The 24903-nt window shown below is 71.0% G+C and carries 16 protein-coding genes; 9 read left to right on the top strand and 7 right to left on the bottom strand.

What is annotated here, in order from left to right:
- Position 1 precedes the first annotated feature (1 nt).
- The 3 genes from WME73_RS19215 to WME73_RS19205 all read right to left on the bottom strand — a co-directional run bounded on the left by WME73_RS19215 (position 2) and on the right by WME73_RS19205 (position 7816).
- Positions 2 to 4831 (bottom strand): AAA family ATPase, encoded by a 4830-nt coding sequence (locus WME73_RS19215; RefSeq protein WP_437916634.1) that lies wholly within the window; start codon positions 4829 to 4831, stop codon positions 2 to 4.
- Between the two features lie 270 nt (positions 4832 to 5101).
- Positions 5102 to 6064, bottom strand: coding sequence for an SMP-30/gluconolactonase/LRE family protein (locus WME73_RS19210; protein WP_437916632.1), 963 nt, complete (start codon positions 6062 to 6064; stop codon positions 5102 to 5104).
- Between the two features lie 129 nt (positions 6065 to 6193).
- The gene (locus tag WME73_RS19205) at positions 6194 to 7816 is read right to left on the bottom strand and encodes a DUF1552 domain-containing protein (protein WP_437916631.1); all 1623 of its coding nucleotides are present in this window, start codon (positions 7814 to 7816) and stop codon (positions 6194 to 6196) included.
- 515 nt (positions 7817 to 8331) lie between these two features.
- On the opposite strand from WME73_RS19205, the gene WME73_RS19200 reads away from it, so the two are divergent.
- Together WME73_RS19200 and WME73_RS19195 are read left to right on the top strand one after the other, a co-directional pair.
- A complete protein-coding gene (locus tag WME73_RS19200) occupies positions 8332 to 11367 on the top strand; it encodes an SNF2-related protein (protein WP_437916629.1) in 3036 nt (1011 codons plus the stop codon).
- Entirely contained in the window at positions 11364 to 12287 is a 924-nt protein-coding gene (locus tag WME73_RS19195) for an SWIM zinc finger family protein (RefSeq protein WP_437916627.1), read from the top strand. Before WME73_RS19200 ends, WME73_RS19195 begins: the two co-directional genes overlap by 4 nt.
- Before the next feature lie 8 nt (positions 12288 to 12295).
- Here WME73_RS19195 and minE read toward each other — a convergent pair whose 3' ends face one another.
- Entirely contained in the window at positions 12296 to 12610 is a 315-nt protein-coding gene (gene minE, locus WME73_RS19190) for a cell division topological specificity factor MinE (protein WP_437746852.1), read from the bottom strand.
- 12 nt (positions 12611 to 12622) lie between these two features.
- Entirely contained in the window at positions 12623 to 13450 is an 828-nt protein-coding gene (minD, locus tag WME73_RS19185) for a septum site-determining protein MinD (RefSeq protein ID WP_437746851.1), read from the bottom strand.
- Between the two features lie 762 nt (positions 13451 to 14212).
- Here minD and WME73_RS19180 point away from each other — a divergent pair.
- The 6 genes from WME73_RS19180 to WME73_RS19155 all read left to right on the top strand — a co-directional run bounded on the left by WME73_RS19180 (position 14213) and on the right by WME73_RS19155 (position 22119).
- On the top strand, positions 14213 to 15007 hold the full coding sequence (locus WME73_RS19180) for an NAD(P)/FAD-dependent oxidoreductase (protein WP_437746850.1): 795 nt from the start codon (positions 14213 to 14215) through the stop codon (positions 15005 to 15007).
- A gap of 132 nt (positions 15008 to 15139) precedes the next feature.
- The gene (locus WME73_RS19175; RefSeq protein ID WP_437746849.1) at positions 15140 to 16777 is read left to right on the top strand and encodes a DUF1592 domain-containing protein; all 1638 of its coding nucleotides are present in this window, start codon (positions 15140 to 15142) and stop codon (positions 16775 to 16777) included.
- Entirely contained in the window at positions 16777 to 18219 is a 1443-nt protein-coding gene (locus WME73_RS19170; protein WP_437746848.1) for a DUF1552 domain-containing protein, read from the top strand. The genes WME73_RS19175 and WME73_RS19170 overlap by 1 nt, the downstream gene beginning before the upstream one ends.
- 370 nt (positions 18220 to 18589) lie before the next feature.
- Positions 18590 to 19765: a sugar ABC transporter substrate-binding protein gene (locus WME73_RS19165; protein ID WP_437916625.1), complete on the top strand. Its 1176-nt coding sequence runs from the start codon at positions 18590 to 18592 to the stop codon at positions 19763 to 19765.
- A 76-nt stretch (positions 19766 to 19841) separates the two neighbouring features.
- A complete protein-coding gene (locus WME73_RS19160; protein ID WP_437916623.1) occupies positions 19842 to 20279 on the top strand; it encodes an NADAR family protein in 438 nt (145 codons plus the stop codon).
- Positions 20280 to 20478: 199 nt separating this feature from the next.
- A complete protein-coding gene (locus WME73_RS19155) occupies positions 20479 to 22119 on the top strand; it encodes a hypothetical protein (protein ID WP_437916621.1) in 1641 nt (546 codons plus the stop codon).
- Positions 22120 to 22203: 84 nt separating this feature from the next.
- Here WME73_RS19155 and WME73_RS19150 read toward each other — a convergent pair whose 3' ends face one another.
- Entirely contained in the window at positions 22204 to 22911 is a 708-nt protein-coding gene (locus tag WME73_RS19150) for a hypothetical protein (protein WP_437916620.1), read from the bottom strand.
- A gap of 109 nt (positions 22912 to 23020) precedes the next feature.
- On the opposite strand from WME73_RS19150, the gene WME73_RS19145 reads away from it, so the two are divergent.
- Entirely contained in the window at positions 23021 to 23986 is a 966-nt protein-coding gene (locus tag WME73_RS19145) for a DUF4423 domain-containing protein (RefSeq protein ID WP_437916619.1), read from the top strand.
- An 83-nt stretch (positions 23987 to 24069) separates the two neighbouring features.
- On the opposite strand, the gene WME73_RS19140 is transcribed toward WME73_RS19145, so the two are convergent.
- Positions 24070 to 24741, bottom strand: coding sequence for a cyclase family protein (locus tag WME73_RS19140; RefSeq protein ID WP_437746842.1), 672 nt, complete (start codon positions 24739 to 24741; stop codon positions 24070 to 24072).
- Between the last annotated feature and the right edge of the window lie 162 nt (positions 24742 to 24903).

Here is a 24903-nt window from a genome sequence, read left to right as displayed (position 1 = left end):
ATCAGCCCCGCGATCCGACGGAGCGCAAGCCCGACCGATAGCAGCGCGCGAGCGCCGCCTGGACGTCGCGCACCGTACAGACGCCTGACAGATCCACGCCGAGCGACACGAGCGACGTCGCCACCCGCGGCGGGACGCCGGCCAGGATGGCCTCGGCGCCGAGGAGACCGGCCGCGCGGACGAGGCGCACGAGGTGGCTGGCGGTGCTCGTGTCCATCCTCGAGACGCCGGTGACGTCGAGGATCACGTGGGCGGCGTTCCCTGCGGAGATCGCGGACAGGACGCGATCCATGATGGATTCCGCGCGCGCGTCGTCGACGCCCCCGATGAGCGGAGCCATGAGCACCCGGTCGCCGAGCTTGATGAGCGGCGTGGACAGCTCGTCCGCGAGCTGGGAGAGCAGCAGCTTGCTGCGCTCGAGCTCGTCGTTCCTCTCGCGCAGCTCGGCGGTGCGCTCCTCGACCTTGCGCTCGAGCGTCGCATAAAGCAGCGCGTTGTTGATCGACAGCGCTGCCTGCGCCCCGAGGAGGCTCGTGACGTGCAGCCGATCCGGGGTGAACGCGCCGGTCGTGAGGTTGTTCTCGAGGTACACGAGCCCGACGAGCTCGCCCCGGTCGAGGAGCGGCGCGCAGAGGAGCGAGCGCGGGCCGGCGGCCGCGCCGAACGTGCCGGCGAAGCGCGGATCCGCGGCGGCGTCGTCCACGACCAGCGGCTCGCGGGTGCGCTCCACGTAGCTCGCCACCGCGGCGGAGTACCCGAGGGCCGGATCGCCCTCGCCGACCCGGAGCGACGCGGCCACCGCGAGCTCGCCCCCCCGCGGCAAGAGGAGCAGGCCGCGCTCCGCCCCGGTGTTCTCGAGGAGCACCCGCATGAGCTGATCGAGCAGGCGATCGAGGACGATCTCGCTCCCGATGGCGCGGGCCGCCTTCAGGATGGAGCCGACGTCGAGCTTCGGCGACAGCGGCTCCGTGGTGACGTTGCCCGCCGTCGCCGGGCCCGGCGCGGCGCTCGGGGGCACGACGCTCGTCGAGCGCCGCCGCAGCAACGACGCGTACGTCGCCTGGAGCTGCTGGACCTTGGCGCGCGCGCCCCAGCGGCGATATCCGTGGAGCGCCTCGATGAGGTACGGCTGCGCGAGCCGCGCCTTGCCCAGCGCGAGGAGATGCCGCCCCGCGAGCTCGCAGGCGAGCGCCCCCTCCGGGATCTGCCCGCTCGCCCCGGCCCTCTCGATGCTCCGGTCGTACAGATCGAGCGCCGCCCAGTGCTCCCCGGAGAGCCGCAAGCGCTCCGCCTCGACGAGGTCGTGACGGTGGCCAAAGCTCTCGGCGGCGTTCGCGGCCCAGGCGCCGAGCTGCCGCTGGCTTTCCGCGACGCGCTCGAGCCACGCGGGCCGCTCCGCCGCGTCCGCCGCCTCGGCCCTGCGCAGAAAGGCGAGCGAAGCATACGTGTTCGCCGTGACGACCGGCAGGAAGCCGGTGATGAACGGGGCGAGCTCGGTCGCGCGCTCCGCGTGGCGACAGGCATCCTCCTGGGCGTCCAGGAGATAGCAGAGGACGAGCTTGTAGATATGATAGTAGGCGAGCGCCATCTGGTTCTGGCCGATCTGCGCCAGATACGCTCGCTCCGAGAAGCCGTCTCCGTCGAAGGAGGCGACGCACCCGTCGGGCCTCCCGAGCGCCGCGACGAGCCGGGCGAAGACGACGAACGCGCCGAACGCATGGCGATTGTTCGTCTTCTGCACGAAGGCGAGCGCCCGCTCCGCCTCCTCCTGGACGTCAGTGAGCCGGGCGCCGCTCTCGTAGGTCGCGCCCAGCGTGCTGAAGAACGTGTAGCCCGCCATCTGGACGTTCCCGCTCTCGAGCAGCGAGGAGAACGCCTGCCGCGCCACGGGCAACGCGTCCGAGAGGGGGCGAGACCAGTGGCTCGTGAACAGCGCGTAGATATGGGCGCAATTGCCTTGATCCAGCCCATCGGAGAGCCGCGCGGCGAGATCCATCCCGAAGCGCGCCGACAGATCCCCGTTGCGGTAGTCGTTCCGCAGGAGATAGTACATGAGCGTCGTCGTCGCGATCGGGAAGCCGAGGCCGCGGCATGGGCCCGCGTCGAGGACGATGTTCCACGCCAGGAGGCCGAGGACGCCGTTGTACAGCGGGTCCACGAAGAAGCCGGTCGGGCACATGGCTCCGCAGATCGTCGCGGCCTTGCGGATGCGCTCGTCCTCCACGGCCGGCGCGTCGAGCAGCGCCTGGAGATCGCGGCCCCGGAGCCGCTCCTCGAGCCGCCCGAGATCCCGATCGAGCTCCGCGGCGGTGACCGACTCGGGCAGATCGAACCCGAGCGCGCCGAGGATCGTCCGCCCGGCGACGAGCGCGTCGACGTACCGGCCCTGCATCGTCCGCTGCATGATGTGCAGGTAGTAGGCGTCCGCGAGGGCGACCGGCGAGGGCTCGCGCGCGAGCAGGAGCGAGAAGATCGCGTCGGCGCGCTCGAAGCGCGCCGTCAGGAACTCCGCCTCCATCAGCGCGCGGTGCAGCGCGGAGGCGAGCTCCGGGAGCGCCGTCCAGGCGTCCGCGGGGAGCAGCGCGGCGCCGCTCGATAGAAAGACGCGCGCCTGCTCCGGGGCGCCGGCGTGCAAGGCGCGCTGCCCGGCGGCGAGCTCGAGCCGCGCGACGAGGAGGCGCTCCTCGGGATCGTCGATGAGGTCGATCGCCCGTCCGAGGTGGTCGGCGGCGTCGAAGCTCGCCGGTTCACCCCTGTCACTCCGCGTGTCTGCGAGCAGCAGCCGCCCGAGCCTGAGGTGCCACCTTCGCTGCTCCTCCTCGGCGAGCAGGCTGCAGGCGGCCTGCTGGATGCGGTCGTGGGCGAAGCGCACCTCGCCCGAGCCTGCGCGCAGGAGCCCCTCGCGCTCCGCGGCGCAGAGCGCCTCGTCGATCTCGGCGGCGGAGCACGACAGCGCCGCCCCGAGGAGCGGCAGCGGCGCCCGATCCCCGACGCACGCCGCGACGGCCAGGACCTCGCGCGCTCGGGCGGGGAGCTCCGCGAGCTTGCGGGCCAGGAGCTCGAGCACGCTCTCCGTCACGGCGAGCCGATCGAGCGCCGCCGCCTCCCACGTCCACCCGCCGCCGCTGGACGAGAAGCGGATGCACCCCGCGCTCATGAGGTCCCGGAGCGCGCAGCGCACATGGAACGGGTTGCCCTGGGTCCTCCGGTGGAGCTCCGCGGCGAGCTGCTCGACGTCGGCGCCGGCCGCCCACGGCGCGAAGGTGTCGGCGAGGAGCGCGCGGACGTGCGCGGGGTCGAGGTCGCGGAGCGCCACGGTCCGTACCGGGACGCCGCGCCGCTCGAGGTCGTCCAGGGCGACGCGGAGCGGGTGGGAGGCATCGACCTCGTTGTCGCGGTAGGCGCAGAGCAGCATGAGCCCCGGCGGTCGGTCCTCGCCGAGCACGTGCTTCAGCAGCCCGAGCGACGCGGCGTCGATCCACTGGAGATCATCCAGGAACAGGGCGAGCGGCCGATCGGGGCTGAGCAGCGCCCCTAGCAGGCGGGAGAAGAGGAGGTTGAAGCGGTTCTGGGCCTCCTGACCGGACAGCACCGGCGCGCCCTTCGGCTCCCCGAGCAGCGGCGCGAGGCCTGGCATCACGGCGAGCAGCACCTGCCCCAGATCCCCCACCGCGGCCCGCGCGGCCTCCTGCGTTCGCGCGTACTCCTGCGCGGGCAGGCCGAGAGCGCGCGCGGAGATCGCCTCCATGGCCCGGACGAAGACGCCGTAGGGCGTGGCGCGCGCGTACTGCTCGCACTTGCCCGTGACCAGCGCGCCGCCGGCCGCCGTGACCTCCTCGCGCAGCTGCTCCACGAGCGCGGTCTTTCCGATGCCGGAGTGGCCGGCGATCAGCACGACCTCGGCCGAGGCAGCGCTCTGTTCGAAGGCGGCGCGGAGCGCCGAGAGCTCCTCGTCGCGCCCGTACAGCCGCGGCGGGGCGCTCAGCGCGAGCGCGGGATCGGCGCGGCGCAGCGGGAACGGCGCGATCGCGGAGCACGCCTCGAGCTGCTCCAGGCAGCGGCTCAGATCGTGAACGACGCCCTCGGCCGACTGGTACCGCGCGTCCGGATCCTTCTCGATCAGCGCCATCACGAGCTCGCTGAGCGGCGCTGGCAAGGAGGGATCGCGCTGCGCAGGCGGCGGCGGGCGCTCGGCGAGGTGTCGGTGGAGGAGATCGAGCGGATCCTCCGACACGAAGGGCGGCTCACCCACGAACAGCTCGTAGAGCAGGATGCCGAGCGAGTAGAGATCCGCGCGGTGATCGAGCCTGTGCCTGGTGCGCCCGGATTGCTCGGGGGCCATGTACTCCAGCGTCCCGCCCGGCTCGACGAGGCTGCCTTCGAGCGCCGCGCCGCGCACGCCCAGGCCGAGATCGATAACGCAGATCTGCCGGGTGTCCGGCGCGACGAGGACGTTTGCGCCGCTCAGATCCCGGTGGATGATGCCTGCCTCGTGCAGCCCGGCCAGCGCGCGCGCGATCGACGCCGCGATCTCGACGCGCTCGCGGAGCGCCGGGCGGCGCTCGGCGACGAAGCGCCTGAGCGTGAGGCCGTCGAAGAGCTCCAGGTACAGGACCGGCTTGCCATCGACGATACCGCGCCCGTACACCCTGCGGATCCCGGGCACGGAGAGCCCGCGCAGGAGCTCGAACTCGTTGTCGAGCGCCGCCTCCTGGCGCTCGGTGACGACCTCGCCGGCCGGCTGCTTGACCGCCACCTGCGCGCCGAAGGGGGTGCCGCTCGCAGCGTGCACCGTGAAGCCTGCCCCCAGATGAAGGACCGTTGATTCCATGTCAGATCCCCCGGCAGAACGCCCGCGCGGCGCGAACTTCCGTGTTCGCGGGAGCAGTCGTGTGCAGCGACATCGCACATCCGGTCGCTTCCTGGCGGATGCTTCCAGCGTCGCACCGGCGTCACGCCTGGAGCAAGATATTTCTAGGCGCGGTGGAGGCCTGTGACTGAGCCCCTCGGCTCGGCCGCGGCGCGCGGCCCCTCCGCGGGAACCCGGTGGTGGGCGACGAGGTCTACTTACCCACAGAGAGAGCCTTTTGCATGAACCCGATCACCGCATGTGCGAGAGCGGGAGCCCCGCGACGGGCGCGCGGAACGTCAGGAGGTGGGGCATCGCCAGCGACCCCATGTAACACGTGCGGAGATCGGGGCCGCCGAACGCGATGCTCGTGGGCAGCTGCAGCGTGTTTCCCGCGCATGCGCCGAGATCGGCCGGCTCGATGGTGCCGCTCCTCTGCTTCAGGGTCATCGTCTCGAGGACGGCAGGGCGCGGATCCTCGAAGACGGTCTGGTAGCTGCCGTCGGGGAAGATCACCCCGAGGCCGTTGCGACAGACGGCCACCACCCAGATGTTGCCCTCGGCGTCGAAGGCGAAGCCATCCATGTACCCGCCGATGCCGAGGCTATCGGGCCCGAACTGCTCGGGATCGCCGAGGCTGCCGTCGTCGCGCACCGGGAACCGGAGGAGGCGGCCGGGGACGGTCTCGACGGCGTACAGGAACCGCTCGGCGGCGTCGAGGCGCACCTCGTTCGTCAAGCTGAGGCCGTCGGCCACGATGCGGGCGCCCTTCTCGTCGACGAGCACGATGTACCCGTCGCGGATGTTGCCCACGACCGCGGACCACCACGGGAGGTGCCGTGTCGTGACGGAGATCCAGAGGCGATCCCGCGAGTCGATGAAGCAGAAGTTCACGGCGCCGAGCGGCTCGCCGTCGATGGAGTCGAGGAGGACCTCGGACCGGCCGTCGCGGTGGAGCTTGTGGATCTTGCCGCCGGACATGCTGGCGACGATGAGGTTGCCCTGCCGATCCATCGCCATCCCGTTCGGCTCGGGCACCTCCGGGCCGAGGGTCGCCTGCCTGCCATCGGGCTCGATGCGCGTCGCGATGCCGCGAGCGTCCGAGGTCCAGAGCGTGCCGCCGGGCTCGACGATCACACACTCCGGCCGGACAAGGCCTTGCCCGACGTACTCGATCCGAGACAGCTCGAGGGTGAAACCCCTGACAGATGACATCCAACGACCTCCCGGCACGGCGCCGCGCCGCGCCCGCTCGACGCGGACGAGCATAACACCCCCCTCGCCGACGGGGACATCTCGAGCAGCCGCGCCGCCCCGGGCCGACAGGCTCGGGAACGAGACCGCTCAGGAGTTCGCCTTGAGCGCGGTGAACTCGCCTGGATCGTGGATGGTGGGGGGGTTGATCCCGCCGCCGATGAAGTCTTCCGTCCGGTCGTACATGCCGAAGTGGGTCACCGGCCCCGAACCGCCCCGTGCCGGGAAACCATCCGCGCCCGCCTTGACCCCGAGGGCGTTCATCAAGCTGCAGAAGTACTTGTTGATCGGCGCGTTGGCGAGCGACGGATCGGTCCCCGTCTCTTGGGAGATCGCGTCGACCTCGTTCGAAGTGCCGTCGGCACACGTGATCTCGCTGTTGCCGGTCGTGAGATCGGGCGAGCCGTCATCGACGTTCACGGCCCAGCCGGTCTTGAAATAGCCGCCGGCGCTGCCGGCCTGGACGATCGGCAGGTTGTTGAGGTTGCGGGCGCAGCCGTCCGACACGTCCTGGAACCAGACGGCCGCGCAGCTGTCGAGGAGCGTCCCGTCGCCCTCCTCGATGCGGTTCAGCTGCTCGACGAGGTGGGCGAACTTCCTCGCATAGTAGTCGTCGATCGTGAGGAGCATGTCGATCGCACCGGGGACGCAGGTGCCCGTCATGCCCGCGTTGTCCAGGCGTCGCGAGAGACTGGCGCTCTCGCGCGTCACGCCGAGCCCATTGAAGACGTAGTTCCCGGGGTATTTCAGGAAGATGACGGGGTTCGCGTTGCACGCCGCCGCGAGCACGGCGAGGTTCGAACAGAGGTCCGCTCCGTCCAGAGTGTCCGAGATTCGCCGCGTCAGCCTGTCGTCGCCGCTCGGGGGCGTGCCCCACAGGTTGATGTTTTCTTGCGTCGCGCCGAGCGCGGTGGCGAGCGCCGTGTTGCACTGCGCAGAAGCCACCGCATTTCCTGTCGAGTTGATGAGCTCCTTCCAGGCGGCGAGCTTCTGCTTGTCGGCACGGCTCATGTCGAGCCGCTCGATCCTCTGCAGATCATCCTTCACGATGTCGAGGACGCTCTTGCCGCGCATCGCCGCGTAGGTGTCCGGAGACGTCGGCTTCCCCGGCTCGAAGATGCCCGTGAGGCTGCTGAAGACCTGCGACGCGTTGAGGCCCCTGAACGGTGTCTCGGCGGCGGAGTAGGAGATCGCCGACTGAGGGTTTTCATTCTGACCAACCGTGTTCAAGAGCAACGGAGTGCCTTGCGGGCTGAGCTGCCGTGCGATGACGTGGTCCAGCGAGGGACCGGTCGGCATCGCGTTGAACTTCGTCTCCGCCCTGAAGCTGAACGGGTCGTCGCTGTTGGGGGTGACCGGGTGGCAAGTGAAGTACGACCCGACCACCTGCGTGTGGGGATCGTTCCCCTGCCCCCGCTCCAGCGTCGCCGTCCACTCGTTCATCGCGCGGATGCCTCGGGGCATGAGGAGCTTGTCGACGTGAGGCGCCAGGTGCTTGAGCGTCGTCGACTGGAGGTCCGCGGCGGTGAGCGGGCCGTGTGACTTCTTCGGGAACCACCTCGTCGTGATGCAGCCATAGGGCGTGAACATCACGATCAGCCGCTTCGGTGGCGTGGCCGGCTGCGCCATCACGGAGCGGTCGAGGATCGAGCCGAGGAACGGCGCCGCGACGCAAGCTCCGCCCAGCCCCCGGAGGAAAATTCTTCGGTTCATGCGCTTTGACATGGTCGTACTTTTCCTGCCTCAATGGACACAAACGCCCGGCTGCCACTCGGAACGCCCTCGGATGCCCGAGTTTGCCACGGCTTCATCCTCCCCATAATCTCCGCGGGTCCGTGAACGTATTTGGAATTCGCTCGGCCGGGCGCGTTGGTCGAGCGGAAGATGCCCCGCGGACCACGTGGCGGCCTGCCTCTCGCGCGGCGCCCGGGCGGCCCAGGCGCCCCTGCGCGCGTTCGGCGTCAACAGGCCGCTCGAGCTCGTCAAGCTCCCAGCGCAGCACGCCGCAAAGCCCATTCCCTCGAGCCACGACCTTTTTCCATGAGATGTTCTCCAACCCTCCCGATCAGAGGTTTCAAACAAATTCTGGCAATTCGCAGCCATGACACGCAATGGGCCACACCCGTGATTCAGCGGGAGCGCTCCCGTCCGGCCCATCGCTTTTTTGGCTCATGACGCGTGAAGCCCCCTTTTCGCCGTCGCCGGCTGTGCAATGGATCTGCGCGTCGATGCCGCTCGTCTTTCTGCCAGGCGATCTCCGCTTCTTTCTCTGGGACGACACGGCCGTGGATCAGCTCGCGGCCCGGTCGCTCGGCGCGACGACCCCGGCGGAGGCGGTCGTCGTCTCCGAGGCGGGCCGCGCCGTGAAGAGGGCTGGGCAGGCCGCGCCGCTCCTCGACGGCCTGTCCGCGCTTGCCAGCATGGCCCAGGACGACCTCGGGCGAGCGCCGCCGTCCGTCGCCGCGTGGAGCCTGGCGAGCAAGCTCGCGCTGGATCTCGTGGTGCGGGAGCGGGTCGTGCCCCGCGTGGTGCCGGCCGGCGCCAAGCGGGAACGCACGGAGGCCCGCTGGGCGGTGTCGCTCGCCGCCCCGGAGGACGCCGCGCGCGTCGCGGCGCTCGCCCGCGCCATGCCGCCGGCCGCGCACGCGGTGCCGGCGGGCACGCAGCAAGCCAGCGGCGACGGCGGGCACCCCCGCGGGCCACGCGCCGCGGAGGTCTGGTCCGCGGAGGCCCTGCTGCGCGCCTTCCTGGACGCCGCGGCCGACGCGCTCGCGCGCGGCGGCGCCACGGATCGCCCGGCGCGCGCGCCGCGTCCGGCGCACGCCCCGTGGGAGCGCCGGCTGGTGCTCGCCCTGACGGGCCCGCGGCGCGCCTTCGCCGCGGAAGGGCTCGCCGAGCGCGCGCTCGTGGCCGATCTCGACGCGTGGGTCCGGCCCGCGCTCGGCGCGTGCGACGCGCTGCGCGCCTGCTTCCGGCTGGAGCTGCCCCAGGGCGACCGCGGCTTCGTGCTCCGCTTCCTGCTGCAGGCGACCGACGATCCCAGCCTGCTCGTGCCCGCCGCCGACGTGTGGAAGACCCAGGGACGCACGCTGAAGGCGCTCGGGCGCGCGTTCTCCGGCGCCGAGGAGGTCCTCCTCGGCGCGCTCGGCGCCGCCGCGCGGCGCTTCGCGCCGATCGCCCGGGCCCTCGGCGAGGCGCGGCCGGAGCGCGTGGACCTCGATCCCGCGGAGGCGTGGGACTTCCTCGCGCAGGCCGCGCCGGCGCTGGGCGAGGCCGGGTTCGGCGTGGTCGTCCCGGGCGAGCTCCTGGCCTCGGGGCAGCGCCGCCTGCGCCTCCGCATGCGCGTCGGCGCGGCGCGCCGCACCGCGGGCGTCGTCGCGGGCAGCGCCGGGCTCGGCCTCGACGAGGCGCTCGATTTCGCGTGGGAGGCGGCGCTCGGCGACGAGGCGCTCTCCGCGCGCGAGCTCGCCGCCCTCGCGCGGCAGAAATCGCCGCTCGTCCGGCACCGCGGGGCCTGGGTGGTCGTGGTCCCCGAGGAGCTCGCCGAGATAGCGCGGCGCCTCGAGGCCGGCGGCGGCCGCATCTCGGCGCGCGAGGCGCTGGAGGGCGCGCTCGCGGGCGAGACCCGCGTCGACGGCCTGGCCGTCCCCGTGGTCGCCGAGGGCGCGCTCGCGCGCGTGATGGAGCGGCTCCGCTCGGGCGCCGAGCGCGCCGCCCCGCCGCCCGCGGGGTTCGTGGGGACGCTGCGCCCGTACCAGGCGCGCGGCGTCGCCTGGCTGCAGACGATGGCGAGCCTCGGCCTGGGCGCCTGCCTGGCCGACGACATGGGCCTCGGCAAGACCGTCCAGCTGCTGGCGTTCCTCGTCGGCCGGCAGGCGGCGGCGCCCGAGGACGCGCGCCCGACGCTGCTCGTCGCCCCGACGTCGGTCGTCGGCAACTGGGAGCGGGAAGCGGCGCGGTTCGCCCCTGCCCTGCCCCTCGTGGGGCACTACGGCGAAGGGCGCGCCCGCTCGGCCGAGGAGCTCGCGTCGCGGGCGTCCGGCGCGAGCGAGCGGCCTGCCGAGGGCGGCGACGGCGGCGCGCGCCGCGCGGGAGGCGGGCTCGTCCTGACCACGTACGGCCTGCTCCGCCGCGACGCCGCGGCGCTCGCCGGCGTGGACTGGGCCGCGGTCGTGCTGGACGAGGCGCAGAACATCAAGAACGCCTCGTCGCGCACCGCCCGCGCCGCGCGCGCGCTCCGCGCCCCGCACCGCGTCGCGCTGACCGGAACGCCCGTCGAGAACCGCCTCGCCGAGCTCTGGTCGATCCTCGAGTTCGCGAACCCCGGTCTGCTCGGCCCGCTCGAGGCGTTCCGCCGCGCCTACGCGGTGCCCATCGAGCGCTACGGCGACCGGAAGGCCGCAGAGCGGCTCCGGCGCGTCGCCGGACCGTTTTTACTGCGACGCGTCAAGAGCGATCCCGCCGTGCTTCAGGACCTTCCGCCGAAGGACGAGGCCAGGGTCTTCTGCACGCTCACGCGCGAGCAGGTGACGCTCTACCAGGCGGCGCTCGACGAGGCGATGCGCCGCATCGAGGAGGCCGAGGGCATCGAGCGGCGCGGGCTCGTGCTCTCGCTGCTGACGGTGCTCAAGCAGATCTGCAACCACCCGGCGCAGTGCCTCGGGGAGGCGGGGCCGCTCGCGGGCCGGTCCGGCAAGCTCGCGCGGCTCACCGAGATGCTCGAGGAGGCGCTCGCGGCGGGCGATCGCGCGCTCGTGTTCACGCAGTTCCGCGAGATGGGCGACCGGCTGGTCCGGCACCTCGCGCCTTCGCTCGACGCGGAGGTCCTCTTCCTGCACGGCGGCACGCCGAGGCTCGCGCGCGACGAGATGGTGCGGCGGTTCCAGGACGATCCGCGGGGGCCGCGCGTGTTCGTCCTCTCGCTGAAGGCCGGCGGCGCGGGGCTCAACCTGACGGCGGCGAGCCATGTGTTCCACTTCGATCGCTGGTGGAACCCCGCGGTCGAGGACCAGGCGACGGACCGCGCGCATCGGATCGGGCAGCGGCGCGCGGTGCAGGTCCACAAGCTCGTCTGCGCGGGCACCGTGGAGGAGAAGGTCGACCGGATGCTGGAGCAGAAGCGCGATCTGGCGGCGCAGGTGGTGGGCCAGGGCGAGGCGTGGATCACCGAGCTCGACGACGCGGCGCTGCGCGAGCTGTTCGCGCTGTCGAGGGACGCCGTGACCGGCGCGGGCGAGCTGGACGATCGCGAGGAGCCGGAATGAGCCCGCCGGCGCGCTGGGCGCCGTTCCCCCGGGAGGCCGGGCCGAAGCCGCCGCCGCCGGCGCGAGGCATCCGGATGAAGCGGGCCGGCACGACCTGGTGGGGCAAGCGCTGGGTGGAGGCGCTGGAGCGGATGGCGCCCGACGACGCGGGCCGCCTCGCGCGCGGGCGCACGTACGCGCGCACGGGGAGGACCCACGATCTCACGGTGAAGCCCGGCCTCGTGACCGCGCGCGTGACCGGCTCGCAGCCGAGGCCGTACAAGGTGATCCTCACGCTCGCGCGGCTCGACGACGCCACCTGGGCGAAGGCGATCGCCGCCATGGCAAAGCGGGCGAGCTTCGCGGCGGAGCTCCTCGCGGGCCAGATGCCGGAGGACATCGAGTCCGCGTTCCAGAGCGCCGGGACGAGCTTGTTCCCGGAGCGGCCGGAGGACCTCACCACGGCCTGCTCGTGCCCCGACATGGCGAACCCCTGCAAGCACGTCGCGGCGACGCACTACGTGCTCGGGGAGGCGTTCGACAAGGACCCCTTCCTGCTGTTCGAGCTGCGCGGGCGCACGCGCGAGCAGGTGATCGAGGCGATCCGGGCCGCGCGGGGCGCCCCCGCGCGCGCCAAGCGGGCGGGCGCCGGCAAAGGTGCCCCCTGCGCCGGAGACGCGCCGGCGATCGCGACGGTGACGCCCGGCAAGATGGCGGTGAAGGACTACGACGCCTGGCGCGAGGCGCCGCCGGCGCTCGACGTGGCGCTGGAGCCGCCCGCGGCGCACGCGGCGCTCCTGTCCCAGCTCGGCGCGCCGCCGGGCTGGACCGAGGAGCGCTCTCCGGCGGATCTCTTCGGACCGCTCCTCCGGGCGGCGTCCGAGCGGGCGCGGGAGATCGCGATGGCGGAGGGTGCGCCGCGGGGGCGAGGGCGCGGCTGAGCCGCGCTTCAGCAGTTCCGCGCGGCGGGGGCCACCGCCCGGGACGCGGCGGCGCGCACGGCCGCCCGCTCCGACTCGGAGAGCACGACGTTCAGCTCGAGCACGTCGCAATCGCCGCTCCGCTCCACGTTCACGCTCACCTGGTCCAGGTCGATCCTCTCGTACTTCGAGATCACCTGGAGCAGCTCCTGCTTGAGCCGCGGCAGGTAGTCCGGCTCGCCCGTCGGGCGCACGCGCTCGCGCGCCACGATGATCTGCAGACGCTCCTTCGCCACGGTCGCCGACTTCGGCTGCGACTTACGGAAATAATCCATGATCGACATGGCAGAGCTCCCTCAGACGGTCGCCGCCTGGCCGCCAAAAATCCGGCTGAAGAACCCCTTCTTGGCCGGCTCCAGGAAGCGGTGGGGGCGCTCCGCGCCAAGGAAGCGCTGGACCACGTCGAGGTAGGCCTGCGCCGCGTCGCTCGTCGGATCGAGCACCACGGGCGTCCCGGCGTTCGACGCCTGGAGCACCGCCGGCGACTCCGGGATCACGCCGAGCAGCGGGATGCCGAGGAGCTCCAGCACGTCCTGGTGCGCCAGCATCTCGCCCTTGGCGACGCGCGCCGGCGCGTACCGCGTGAGCAGGAGGTGCGTCTTCACCGCCTCCTCGCCGAGCTCCGCCCTGCGGGTCTTCGCGTCCAGGAGACCGAGCACGCGATCCGAGTCCCGCACCGAGGAGACCTCGGGGTTCGTCACCACGATCGCCTCGTCCGCGAAATACATCGCCATCTGGGCGCCCCACTCGATCCCCGCCGGCGAGTCGCAGAAGATGTACTCGAAGCCCGCGCCGCGCAGCTCGTCGAGGATGCGCCCGACGCCGTCCAGCGTGAGGGCGTCCTTGTCCCGCGTCTGCGACGCGGGGAGCACGTACAGCGAATCGAGCCTCTTGTCGCGGATCACCGCCTGACGGAGCGTCGCCTCTCCGCGGATCACGTTGACGAGATCGTAGACCACGCGCCGCTCGCACCCCATCACGAGATCGAGGTTGCGGAGCCCCACGTCGAAGTCGATGGCGATCGTCTTGCAACCGACGGCCGCGAGGCCGGACGCGAGGTTTGCGGTCGTGGTGGTCTTGCCGACTCCGCCTTTGCCCGAGGTGACGACGACTACCTTTGACACCAGAAACCTCCTTAAGATGGTTCGAGAGACGTGGCCTGTCCCACGGCCGAGCCCGCGCGGATGCCCGCCTGCCGGCGTTGAGTGGGCGGCGTCGACGTGATGGGAGCTCGGCGCCCACCCGATTCCATTGAGGCCGGGGACGCGCTCGACTGGGTACGTCATCGCGAACCGAACGAACAACTTTTTCGCGACGAAACTTGCAGCGTAACCCGGCCGGCGATCTGGAGCCAAGTTACCTACATGTAGGTGCGTCCTGCCGGTGGCGGGTGCACGCCGGGCTCGCGACGATTTTCCCGGTGAATCGCCTGCTACAGGTGAATCTGCCGCTGAAGTAGAGGAAGCTCGGCCGCCATCGCCTGGCGCTCCGTGTCCGTGCCCTCGCCAGCGCTGCGCGCGCCCGTCCGGTGGCCGCGAGCGGGCTCCTGGTCCTCCGGGGCAAGTGCGGGCTTGCCCAACCGTGACCCAGGCAAGCGGGGGAGACAGCGGGTGAGATCGTGCGCCCGCGCGACCGGCCGGACGACGCCATGGATACAGACATACGCCCCTCGCACGGAGGCGGACGAAGGCGCAGAGGCGTCGATCTTCATCTGGATCCAGAAGACTCGCTTGTCGGTCAGCTCGCGTCGAACAAGGCTGACACCTGGAGCGCGACGACATGAACGGTGCGACATAGAATTGGTCGGCCGTGCTCGGATTCGAGCGCGCCGGTCTGGCGATCTCGATCGAGATCGCATCCCCAGCTCCCCGGAGGTCCGGAGGAGCGTGCCGCAGGGGCGCCATCTCCATGTCCTGCTCGGCGCTGGCCTCAACGCCATCGCCGACATGTTCCCGGGGATCGTGGAGGAGATGGTCGCAGACGGCGCGCTCCTCCGAGATTTCGGCGAGGACTGCGCCTGGTACCATTACGGCGCCTGGAAGGTGCAGTTCGCGAGCGGCGTCCCGCTTATCCAGTGTAGCCGCGCATTCCTCGAGCACTACATTCGCCAGCGTGTCCGCTCATTCCCGAACGTTGAGATCGTGGATGAAACGACTGCGTCCGGCCTGCGCGTGAGCGCGGACCGCGCCCGGGTCACCGGTGTGTACGTCGAGCGCTCGGGGCGAGGGCCCTACGAGCTCAGCGCGGAGCTTGTCGCGGACGCCAGCGGGCGTGGCTCGCGGGCACTACAGTGGCTGGAGGCCGCCGGCTACGCGCGGCCACCAGAGAGCAAGGTCCAGATCGACGTCGCCTATGTGTCGCGGATCTACAAGCCTCCCGAGCGTTACCGGCACAGGCCATTGCTCCTTCTCATCTATCCGCGCCCGCCGAGGCAGAAGCGAACGGGCTTCATGTGCAGCATCGAAGGGGATCGGTGGATCGTGTCCTTGAACGGCTATTTCGGCGAGCACCCGCCGCTCGATCTCGCGGCGGCGCCGAAGGGGAAGCTACCCTCCGGAAGCTCGACGCTGCAGCTCGGCCTCGCCCGGAGGGGCAAAGCACGCCGTATGTCAGGCACAGAGACCGCTCGGTTTCTCGATCCATCGCGTTCCACGCGCCTGGCGATGAGCCGCCCGCGGTGAAGCGCGGCACATTCCTCCGTGACATGTCACGCCGCGAACTGTGACATGTCACGGTACAACCTGTAGTTCGCAGGCGCGCCGGGAGAGCACGAGGGGTTGCAGCCGGGAGCGCTTGCGCGCATAAAATGAACCATGGGTCGATCACTTGGTTATCATTCTTACGGGATCATGCTGGCGATGGCGCTGGCAGGGGTCGCCGGCTGCACGGGAGACGTAGGAGATCCCGACGCTGCCGGGTCGGGCGGAGGCGGCGTCACGCTGCCCGATGGGACGGAGAGCGTGAGCCTCCTCCCAGCGCGCATCCGCCGGCTCACCAACGCCGAGTATGCCGCCTCGGTGCGCGCGCTGACGGGGACCACCACCAACCCGAGCGAGGGCTTCGCGCCGGATTCGCGGCAAGACGGCTTCACGGTCAACGACGCGCAGCGCGTCGATCCGGTGCTGGCGAAGCAGCTCGCCGCCGCGGCGGAGGCGCTCGCTGCCGAGGTGAAGGGCAAGGTCGCGGAGCTCGCCCCCTGCGCCGATCCGGGGACGCTCGCGGAGAGCTGCGCCAGGACGTTCATCACGTCGTTCGGCGGGCGCGCCTACCGCCGCCCGCTCGACGCGGCGGAGGCCGACGCGCTGCTCGCGGTCTATCAGATCGGCGCGAAGGGCGCGACCTACGCGGACGGCATCGAGCTCGTCGCGCGCGCGGTCCTGCAGTCCCCGGGCTTTCTCTACCTGACGGAGATCGGCGATGGATCCGGCGGAGACGCGCTGGCGCTGACTCCCCATGAGCTGGCGAGCTCCCTCTCCTACCTCATCACCGCTGGCCCGCCCGATGATGCGCTGATGGAGGCCGCCGTCGCGGGCGCGCTGTCGACCCCCGAGGGCCGCGAGGCCGAGGTGCGCCGGCTGCTCCAGACGTCGGCGGCGCGGGACCGCATCGTGCGTGTCGTCCGCGAGTGGCTCGGCGTCGACAGGATCGCGATGACGGCGAAGGACTCGAACGTCTACGAGCAGTTCGCCGGCGCCAGGGCGTCGATGGAGCGCGAGACGGAGGACTTCGTGACGGAGGTCCTGATGAACTCCACCGGGACGGTCGGCGAGCTCCTGGGCGCCGACTGGAGCATCGTCGATGAGCCGCTCTCGAAGGTGTACGGCGTCACCGGCACAGGGCGCGTGTCGCTCTCCGATCGGCGGGGGATCCTCAACCAGGGCGCGTTCCTCTCCGTGTATGCGCACGCCACGGAGACCGCGCCCGTGCTGCGCGGGGTGACCGTCCTGCGCCGCGTCGCCTGCGTCAACCTGCGGTCGCCCACCGAGCTGAACATCAACGTCGTCCCGCCGGTGCCCGATCCGAGCAAGACGACGCGGCAGCGCTTCGAGATCCACTCCACTGACGCGGCGTGCAAGGGGTGCCACAACAGCATCGATCCGATCGGGTTCTCGTTCGAGCGGTTCGACGGCATGGGCATGCTCCGCGCGAGCGACAACGACCAACCGGTCGACAGCGCGGTCACCGTCGCGATCGGCGCCGACTTCGACGGCGCGTACGCCGACAGCAACGCCCTCGCGCAGGCCCTGTCCACGAGCCCGACGGTGCGCTCGTGCTTCGCCCGCAACGTGCTCCGCGCCTCGGTGGGCCGCAGCGGCGAGGCCGCAGCGGAGAGCGAGGAGGCGTTCTTGAAGGCATGGCAGGCCGTCCCCGAAGCAGAGCAGGGCAAGCTCGTCGAAACGCTGATCACCTACGTCAAGAGCAGTCTCTTCAGCCATCGGAGGCCCCAGTGATGCGCCGGTCGACCCGCCGTACCTTCCTTCGCGCCGTGGGGGCGAGCCTCGCGACGCTTCCTTTCGTCAACATGCTCGCGGACTCCGTCGCCCGGGCGGGCGGCGAAGAGCTGCCGCTCAAGCTCGTCGCCGTCTATCACCCCCACGGCATCGCCGCCGAGTACTGGGCCATGCGCGACGGAGACACGGAGACGAGCTTCGACATCGCCTACGAGAACTGCTCTCTCCAGCCGTTCGATGACCCGGCGACCTACGGGCGGAGCTTCAAGGACAGGATCCTCGTCGTCGAGGGCATCGATCACCTGTCGAACGCCAACGGGCACGACTCGGCCGGCACGATGCTGACGGGCAGCCGCATCGACGGGAAGAAGCCGCTCAACCTCTCGCTCGACCAGTACCTCGCCGTGGAGAAGGGCCTCGGCGCGGACACGCGCATCACGAGCGTCGCGCTCGGCGTGGGCATGGACGGGACCGAGGCCGGGCAGACGCTGTCCTTCGGCGCGGGCGGCGCGCCGCTGCCGAAGATCATCCACCCGGTGGAGGCGTTCAACCTGCTGTTCGCGGGCCTCGTCGTGGGCGACGACCCCGAGGCCCAGGCCCGCGCGGCCCGGCAGCGCGAGCTCGGCCAGAGCGTCATCGACTTCGTGCGCGGCGATATCAACCGCCTGCGCACGCGGCTCGCGCCCGCCGAGCAGCAGAAGCTCGACCAGCACCTGACGTCGCTCCGCGAGCTGGAGAAGCAGTACGCAGCGCCCTCGGCCGGCGGGCCGTCGTGCGTCGTGCCGCCGCTGCCCGACGCGTCGAAGTTCCCGTCGGTGAAGCAGTACAACGGGGGCGAGCCCTACTTCGACGCCATCACCGACGCGCACGTCGACCTCCTGGCGCAGGCGCTCGCCTGCGGCGTCACGCGCTTCGCCACGCTGTTCATGAACGACCTGTCCTACGCCAACAACCCGCTCGGGTTGCCGACGGACAACCACGGCTCGGTCGCGCACACGTACGACGCCTCGCCGGTCGGCAACAACGGTCGCCCCGGCGCTGGCAAGCCCGAAACCTGGGTGCCGCTCGCGAAGTTCAACCGGTACAGCTACTCGAAGATCGCGCGCCTCATGCAGCGGCTCGACGAGCTCGGCGCCCTCGACAGCACGCTGATCTACGCGTCGAGCGACATGGGGAACCCCGCCCTGCACAGCACGCGCAACGTGCCGACGCTGCTGGCGGGCGGGGCGAACGGGAAGTTCAGGATGGGCCGGCGCATCAAGCTCAAGGCGGATTGCCCTGCCGACGCGCCGTGGTGCGGCGAGGCCGACGCCACGTTCACGCCCGTCACGAACAGCCGGGTCCTCGTGTCGATCGCCCAGGCGTTCGGCGTCGAGATCGAGTCGTTCGGCTCCCAGCCCGACCCGGCGCTCACCACGGGCGCGCTCAGCGAGCTCACGTAGGCATTCTCCACCTCCTTCCGCGACGGGCGGCGACCTGGCAGAGACGCGCCGTCGGCGGAGGCGAGGTATGTAATCGTGCTTCCACGGCGGCCCTGCGCGTGGTGCCTTCGGCCGCGATCTCCCACCTCGCCTTCACGCCGCTCCTCATCGGCGATTTTCCGTGCCTATTGACAGTCACTTCGTCGACGTCGTATCTCAAAATTGCAAACATGGGTTTCAGGATGCGCACGACGTTGCAATGCGCCCATCGAACCGACATGGTGCTCGTCTATCGTAGATGTCGGCGGCGCTGTAGGGAGACCAGGACGCTTGTGGGACTCGCGTCCCAGATCTCGGCATCGTGCTCGCCGACCGCCGAGGAGGGAATGTCATGAAGATGACAGGACGACGCTGGATGACGGCCCTCGGGCTCATGCTGATGACGGCGGCGTGCGCGGCAGAGGACGCCCCCCAGTCGGACAAACCGACCGAGGAGATCGCGCTGATCAAGCGAGGCCGGACTCCGGTCACCGAGTTCACGCCAACGGAGCTCGAGGCGAGGATCGACGACCTCGTCAAGGCGATCAACCAGAGTGGGCTCGAGCCGATTCAGATGGTGGTCCTGCTGAAGCACCTCTCCACCTTCTTCGAGCCGATCGCCACCGGCGCGAACCGAGCCATGGGGGAGCTCGAGGCCGTGGGGAACGTGCTCGGCCCCAGCACGCAGATGACGACGGACGACGGCACGGCGTCACAGAACCTCCAGAATCAACAGATCGCGAACGCGATAGAGGATGGCGTCCAGGGCCTCGGCATATCGCCCTACGACGTCCTCAACGAGGCCTCCGTCAAGGAAGCCGTGGAGGAGGGGCTCCACGTGGTGACGTTCGACACCGACCTGAAGGACTCGGGGCGCACGCTCTACGTCGGGGCGATCCAGAAGGAAGCCGGCGCCAAGGCGGCGCAGGCCCTCCTCGATCGCGAGATCGGAGGCTTGCCCCCCCCGCCAGGGACAATCGTGGTCCACGGCGACGCGTCAACGCAGTGGTACGACGGGTCCCAGCGAACGTTCGGCGTCCTGGATGCGCTCGGGAAGACCGGTTACACGACGCAGGTGGTCCAGGCCGTCTTCATCAACGGTCAGGAAGGCTATGACGTCGATCAGCTGAAGACCCAGATCCTGAACGCGAACCCGCCCGTCGTGGGCATGATCGGCGTGTTCAACATCTCGTATCGGTGCGTGATGGCCGCAGAAGCCACCGGCAGGCTGGACATCCCCATCGTCACGTTCGATTTCGATCCGAAGACCGTCGAATACATGCAGAAGAAGCGCATCAAGGCGACGATCGTCCAGCGGCAGTACTACGAGGGGTACCTCGTGCCCTACATTCTCTATGGCATCCAGCACATCGGCCTCGAAGCGACGAAGCAGATCCTCCGTCCGCTGATGGTCGACGAGAACGGGATGGTCGACGAGCACCGGGTCAACATCGGCGTCGACGTGGTTCCCGCGGATAAGTTCCAGGCCTACAACGACTTCCTCGACCAGATCGGCTCGATCCAGTAGCGGCGCCGTGGATGGCGGCGGGCTCGCGGCGAGGTTCCACCCCGGCGCCGCGGGGGCCGTGGGGTAGACTGGGCTCATGACCGTCATCCGCTTCTATCGCTCCGGCGACGCTCACGGGTTCTTCTCCAACTTCTCGCGCCACCCGGTCACGCTCAAAGGCAAGGTGTGGCCCACGAGCGAGCACTACTTCCAGGCCCAGAAGTTCGCCGGCACCGAGCACGAGGAGGTGATCCGCAACGCCCCCGGCCCCGGCGAGGCGGCCCGCATGGGCCGGCAGCGGAGCCGCCCGCTGCGCCCCGACTGGGAGCAGGTGAAAGACGACGTCATGCGCGAGGTGGTGCTGGCGAAGTTCACCCAGCACGAGGATCTCCGGCGCGCCCTGCTCGACACCGGGGACGCGGAGCTGGTCGAGCACACCGCGAACGACGCCTACTGGGCCGACGGCGGCGACGGGAGCGGGCGGAACATGCTGGGCATCATCCTGATGGAGGTCCGCGCGCAGCTGCGCCGCTGACGCGTCAGAGCGGCTCTCTCTCCCCGGACGGCCCTGGATCGCTGGCGATGGGCAGGGCGCGCGTGGCGACCGGGGCATGCGCTTCCCGGCCGCTCAGGCGCTTTGACGGAGACGCCTGAGCCGGTCGGGTGTACCACAGCGCACGTCCATGAGGAGAACCCGCCTGTCCATGCGCCCAGCGTTTCCCAGACTTCTCACCATGGCCGGGCTGGTCGCGCTCGCGTCCTGCGGAGGGCCCCCCGCGGCGACGCCGCCGCGCTCGGCCCCGGCCCCGGCGCTCGCGGGGACGGCGCCGCCGGGCGGCCCCGAGATGCCGCGAAGCGTGGAGTCGCTCGTCGACGTCATCCCCGGCGACGCGGTGCTGGTAGCGAGCGTCCCGCAGGCCGGCGCGCTCCTCGCCGGCGTTGCGCCGGCCATCCGGGAGGAGCTCCTCGCGGCGGTCCTGGCGCGCCAGCCCGGCCTGAATCCTGAGCTCGCCCGAGATCTGATGGCGTCGTTCGACGGCGCCACGGTGTTCGTCGGGGGCGAGGCGGCTCCACGCGAATCCCTCGGGGCGATCGTCGAGAACGGCTGCGTGGCGGCGCGGTTCCGCGACGGAGCCCCGGTCGAGCGGCTGCTGAAGGAGCTGCCGCGCGAGGCCGGCGAGGGCAGGTTCGCGCTCCGAGGCGACGAGGACGACGTGATCGCCCACGGCGCGTGGCTCGCCGAGGCGCGGGTCGCCCTCGTCTGCGCCCGGCCAGAGCCGCTCTCGAGGGCCCTGCGCGTCGCGGGGCAGCGCGAGCCGTCGTTCAAGACGTCCGCGCTCTTCCAGGCCAAGCGCGCGAAGGATCCCTGGCTCGCGATCGACCTCCACCGGCTGCAAGGCGGCGGCGCGACCGGCCCCGAGCCCGGCTCGCGGCTCTTCATCGCCGTTCCCATCCACCAGGACGCGCCCGGGCTCCACGTGGAGCTCGCGCTTTTTGGACCGGAAGTTCCCGCGCTCGGCACGGTGCTCGCGGCGACGGACCATGCCGCCGTGGCGAAGCTGCCCCAGGGGGCGCTTGTGACGTTCGGGCTGTCCCTTCAGCGGTCGCCGGGAAAGACGGTGAGCGATGTCCTCGGCGCCTTCGACGGGTTCGCCGGCGAGCCCACCGCGGCCGCGGCCGCGGCCGCGCTCGCCGAGGTAGGGCTCGAGCTCGGCGATGTGGACAGGGCGCTCGGCGGCGAGGCCGCGGTCGGGATCTACCGCGATCCGAAGCACAAGCTCGGCCTCGCAGGCGCCAGGCGCGCCGAGGCGCTCAGGCACAGCGCCGTGCTGATCGCGCTGGCGACCGCGGATGAGGCAGCGCAAAAGAAGGTGTTCGGCGCGGTCGCCGCGCACATGAAGCGGACATCGAAGAAGCTCAGGGCCAAGCCTGGGTCGCTCGCGCAAGATCTCGATGACGGCAACGAGCTGAGGGCCGAGACCCGGCCTGGGTTCATCCTGATCGGCGCGGGCGACCGGCGCTACCTCGCCCAGGTCGCCGCGCGCTTCGGGAAGGACAAGGAATCGCTGGCCGCGACCCCGTCGTTCGCCGAGGCCCGGGCGCTCGCGAAGGGCGCCTCGCATCTGCAGCTGTACATCGACCGTCAGGCGTTCGCGGGCCTGCTCGACGGCCCTGTGGCGGCGAGCTTCGGCGCGCTCGGCGCATCACCGACGCTGGTCTCGCTCGCGCTCGCGCCGAGCGACCGCGGGCTGGATCTCACGCTGAGCGGCCATGGCGGGGTCGAGATCCTCGGCGCGAGCGCCGCGCTCGCCGTCGCCGGCGTCAGGCGTTACATCAACGCCACGAAGGCAGCGGCGGCGGACGAGCTGGAGTAACGCGCCGGGGTCCTCACCTGCTGCACATCCTCAGGGACAGCCATGCTCCACCGCAGATGGCTGCCCGCGACCGTGGCTTCGCGCTCAGAACTCTGCCACGTCGAACAGCTCCGTGTAGTCCGAGTAGACCGAGCCTTCCGGTCTGCCGCCGATCGGGTAGCCGTCGCCCCTCCCGCCGATCGAGCCGTCGATCGCGCCGGGGCTCAGCTTGCCGTACAGGAAGACCCTGACCTCCCGGAACTCCGCGGGATCGATCCCGGTGACCTCGTACGAGCCCTGGAGCGCGGCGAGGTCGAACCAGTGCACGAAGTCGGCAACGTCGGGCTGATAGGCGCGGAGCTTGACCACGAGCGACTCGTCGAACACCCCGTCCTCGGTCGAGAAGCGCAGTGGAACATCCACCTGGACGTAATCGGAGCAAGGCGAGGTGTACAGCGCCTCGCTGCCGCTCGATTCGCCCAGATCGGGCTCCGTGGATCGCACGAGACGCGCGGCGACGAGCTCGCCCACGGAGAATGTCGCTGTCGTGCTTTCGTCCCCCCTCCACATGAGCGGGACAGAGCGCTCGCCGGCGACGGCGGAGGCGACGTCCCGCGCCGAGAAGCCCAGCGGCGAGACGTCGTCGGCGCCGATGTCCTCCGCCTCCTCATCGCACCCCCGGAAGACCCCCCCGATCTGGCCGCCCTGTGGCCTGTTGTCCGATGGACCTCGATCTACTTCGTCGACGCAGCCGAAGAGCCCGACGCTCGTCGCCGCCACAATCACCCAAGAAAGCCAACGCTGCTCGCGCATGTTCACGACCTCCTGCGGCGTACCTTGCGTTCGCAGTCGGCGCGACGCCAGGTCAGCTTCGCACATTCCATAGGGCAAACTGGCCTCCACATGTGCGAATCTGCGGTATGTGGACCATGAATCCCTTGCAAAAGAGCTGATCCGCGCCCTGCGCGGCCGGCGCTCGCAGCTGGCCTTCAGCCGCCGGCTCGGCTTCCGCACCAACGTCGTCTACACGTGGGAGTCCGGAAGGCGCTGGCCGACCGCGGCCACCTTCCTCGTCGCCGCGCGGCGCGCGGGGGTCGACGTCGCGGCGGCGGTGAGGCGCTTCTTCCCGTCGCTGCCCGCGTGGCTCGCGCGCGCCGATCCAGCGTCGGCCGAGGGCGTCGCGGCGCTCCTCTCGGAGATGCGCTCCATGTCGCCCATCGTCGACGTGGCGCGGCGCGCGGGCAGGAGCCGCTACGCGGTCGCGCGCTGGCTCTCGGGCGAGGCCGAGCCGCGGCTGCCCGACTTCCTGCGGATGGTCGAGGCCTGCTCGCTGCGCCTGCTCGATTTCGTGGCGCTCTTCGCCGACCCGGCGGCGCTCCCGGCGGCGAGCGCGGCGTGGCGCACGCTCGAGGCCCAGCGCCGCGCCGTCTACGAGGAGCCGCTGCTCCCCGCCGTCCTGCTCGCGCTGGAGCTGCCGGCCTACCGGGCGCTGCCGCGCCACGAGCCGGGGTGGATCGCGCGGCGGCTCGGGTTCCCCGTCGAGGACGAGGCGCGCTGCCTGGATCGGCTCGCGGAGGCCGGCCAGATCCGGAGGAGCCGCGGGCGGTGGATCGTCGCGCCGATCCGGACGGTGGACACGCGCCCGGATCCGGACGCGGAGCACCGGCTCAAGTGCTTCTGGGCCGGCGTCGGGCTGGCGCGGCTCACGCGCAAGGCCGAGGGGCGCTTCTCGTTCAACGTCTTCACGGTCTCCGCGGCCGATCTCGAGAAGCTCTCCGAGCTCCACGTGAGCTATTTCCAGAACATGCGCGCGGTGATCGCGGAGTCGCGGCCGCCCGAGCGCGTCGTCGCCGTGAACCTGCAGCTCTTCCCGCTCGACGGAGGCTGAGCCGGCTGCGGACACCGCGGCGCCGCGCCGCCGCCCCGGGAAGCCCGCGACTCACCGAGCTTCCACCGAGCGGCCTGCGCGGCTCATACGATGGCGAACGCCCGGACCGGGAACGTGCCGAAGGCGCGGACCTTCACCGGGACGGCGAAGAGGCGGGCTCCGGCGGCGGGGAGCTGATCGAGCCCGGTCATGTGCTCGCAGATCGGGATGTCCGCTCCGAGCAGGAGGGAGTGGACTGGCCGCGCGGGATCGGCCGTGTCGTCGATATTGTAGGTGTCGACGCCCACGAACACGGCGCCTGCGCCGGCCAGGAGCCGCGCCGCGTCCCGCGTGAGGTACGGGTGTCCTTCGAAATAGCGGTCTGTGCGCCAGTGAGCGCTCCAGCCCGTGCGCACGAGGACGGCCTTCCCGGCGAGATCGAGCCCGTCGAAGGCGTCGGCGTCGATCGCGCTGCCGGACCGGCCCCGCGCCTCGACCACCACGCTCTCCAGATCGGCCAGCGATTCGAGCGGCAAGCCGGCGAGATCCTTGCCGTTCGCATAGCGATGAAACGGGCTGTCCACGTAGGTGCCCGTGTTGGCGACCATGTCGATTCGGCCGATGTGGAACTCGACGCCTTCCGCGTAAACGCCGCGGGACTGCTCGCGCGAGAGGAAATCGCAGACGACGGGCGCCGGCACGCCCTTGTACGTCGTCATGCCGTGCTCGACGGTGTGGCTCAGGTCGACGAAGGTTCGCGAGACGGGGGTGGTCACGGTCGGCTCCTCGGAAGGGGCTCCACGCGGCGGAGCCTCCTGTGCGCTCGGTCGGGGCCCCGAGCCGCCGCCAGTTTCGCGGGAGAGCGCGAGGAGATCCAGAAATCGCGAGCGAGCGGGTCAAGTTGACATGTGCTCACATGCGCCGATAGAGTGCGAGCG

This window comes from Sorangium sp. So ce302 (assembly GCF_051530145.1).
Classification (GTDB): Bacteria; Myxococcota_A; Polyangia; order Polyangiales; family Polyangiaceae; genus Sorangium; species Sorangium cellulosum_B.
This window is presented reverse-complemented; position numbering and strand designations above follow the sequence as displayed.

Coding starts and splice junctions, on each gene's coding strand:
- WME73_RS19215 (WP_437916634.1), bottom strand. CDS start 4,831: ATGGAATCAACGGTCCTTCATCTGGGGGCAGGCTTCACGGTGCACGCT.
- WME73_RS19210 (WP_437916632.1), bottom strand. CDS start 6,064: ATGTCATCTGTCAGGGGTTTCACCCTCGAGCTGTCTCGGATCGAGTAC.
- WME73_RS19205 (WP_437916631.1), bottom strand. CDS start 7,816: ATGAACCGAAGAATTTTCCTCCGGGGGCTGGGCGGAGCTTGCGTCGCG.
- WME73_RS19200 (WP_437916629.1), top strand. CDS start 8,332: ATGCCGCTCGTCTTTCTGCCAGGCGATCTCCGCTTCTTTCTCTGGGAC.
- WME73_RS19195 (WP_437916627.1), top strand. CDS start 11,364: ATGAGCCCGCCGGCGCGCTGGGCGCCGTTCCCCCGGGAGGCCGGGCCG.
- minE (WP_437746852.1), bottom strand. CDS start 12,610: ATGTCGATCATGGATTATTTCCGTAAGTCGCAGCCGAAGTCGGCGACC.
- WME73_RS19175 (WP_437746849.1), top strand. CDS start 15,140: ATGGGTCGATCACTTGGTTATCATTCTTACGGGATCATGCTGGCGATG.
- WME73_RS19170 (WP_437746848.1), top strand. CDS start 16,777: ATGCGCCGGTCGACCCGCCGTACCTTCCTTCGCGCCGTGGGGGCGAGC.
- WME73_RS19165 (WP_437916625.1), top strand. CDS start 18,590: ATGAAGATGACAGGACGACGCTGGATGACGGCCCTCGGGCTCATGCTG.
- WME73_RS19160 (WP_437916623.1), top strand. CDS start 19,842: ATGACCGTCATCCGCTTCTATCGCTCCGGCGACGCTCACGGGTTCTTC.
- WME73_RS19155 (WP_437916621.1), top strand. CDS start 20,479: ATGGCCGGGCTGGTCGCGCTCGCGTCCTGCGGAGGGCCCCCCGCGGCG.
- WME73_RS19150 (WP_437916620.1), bottom strand. CDS start 22,911: ATGCGCGAGCAGCGTTGGCTTTCTTGGGTGATTGTGGCGGCGACGAGC.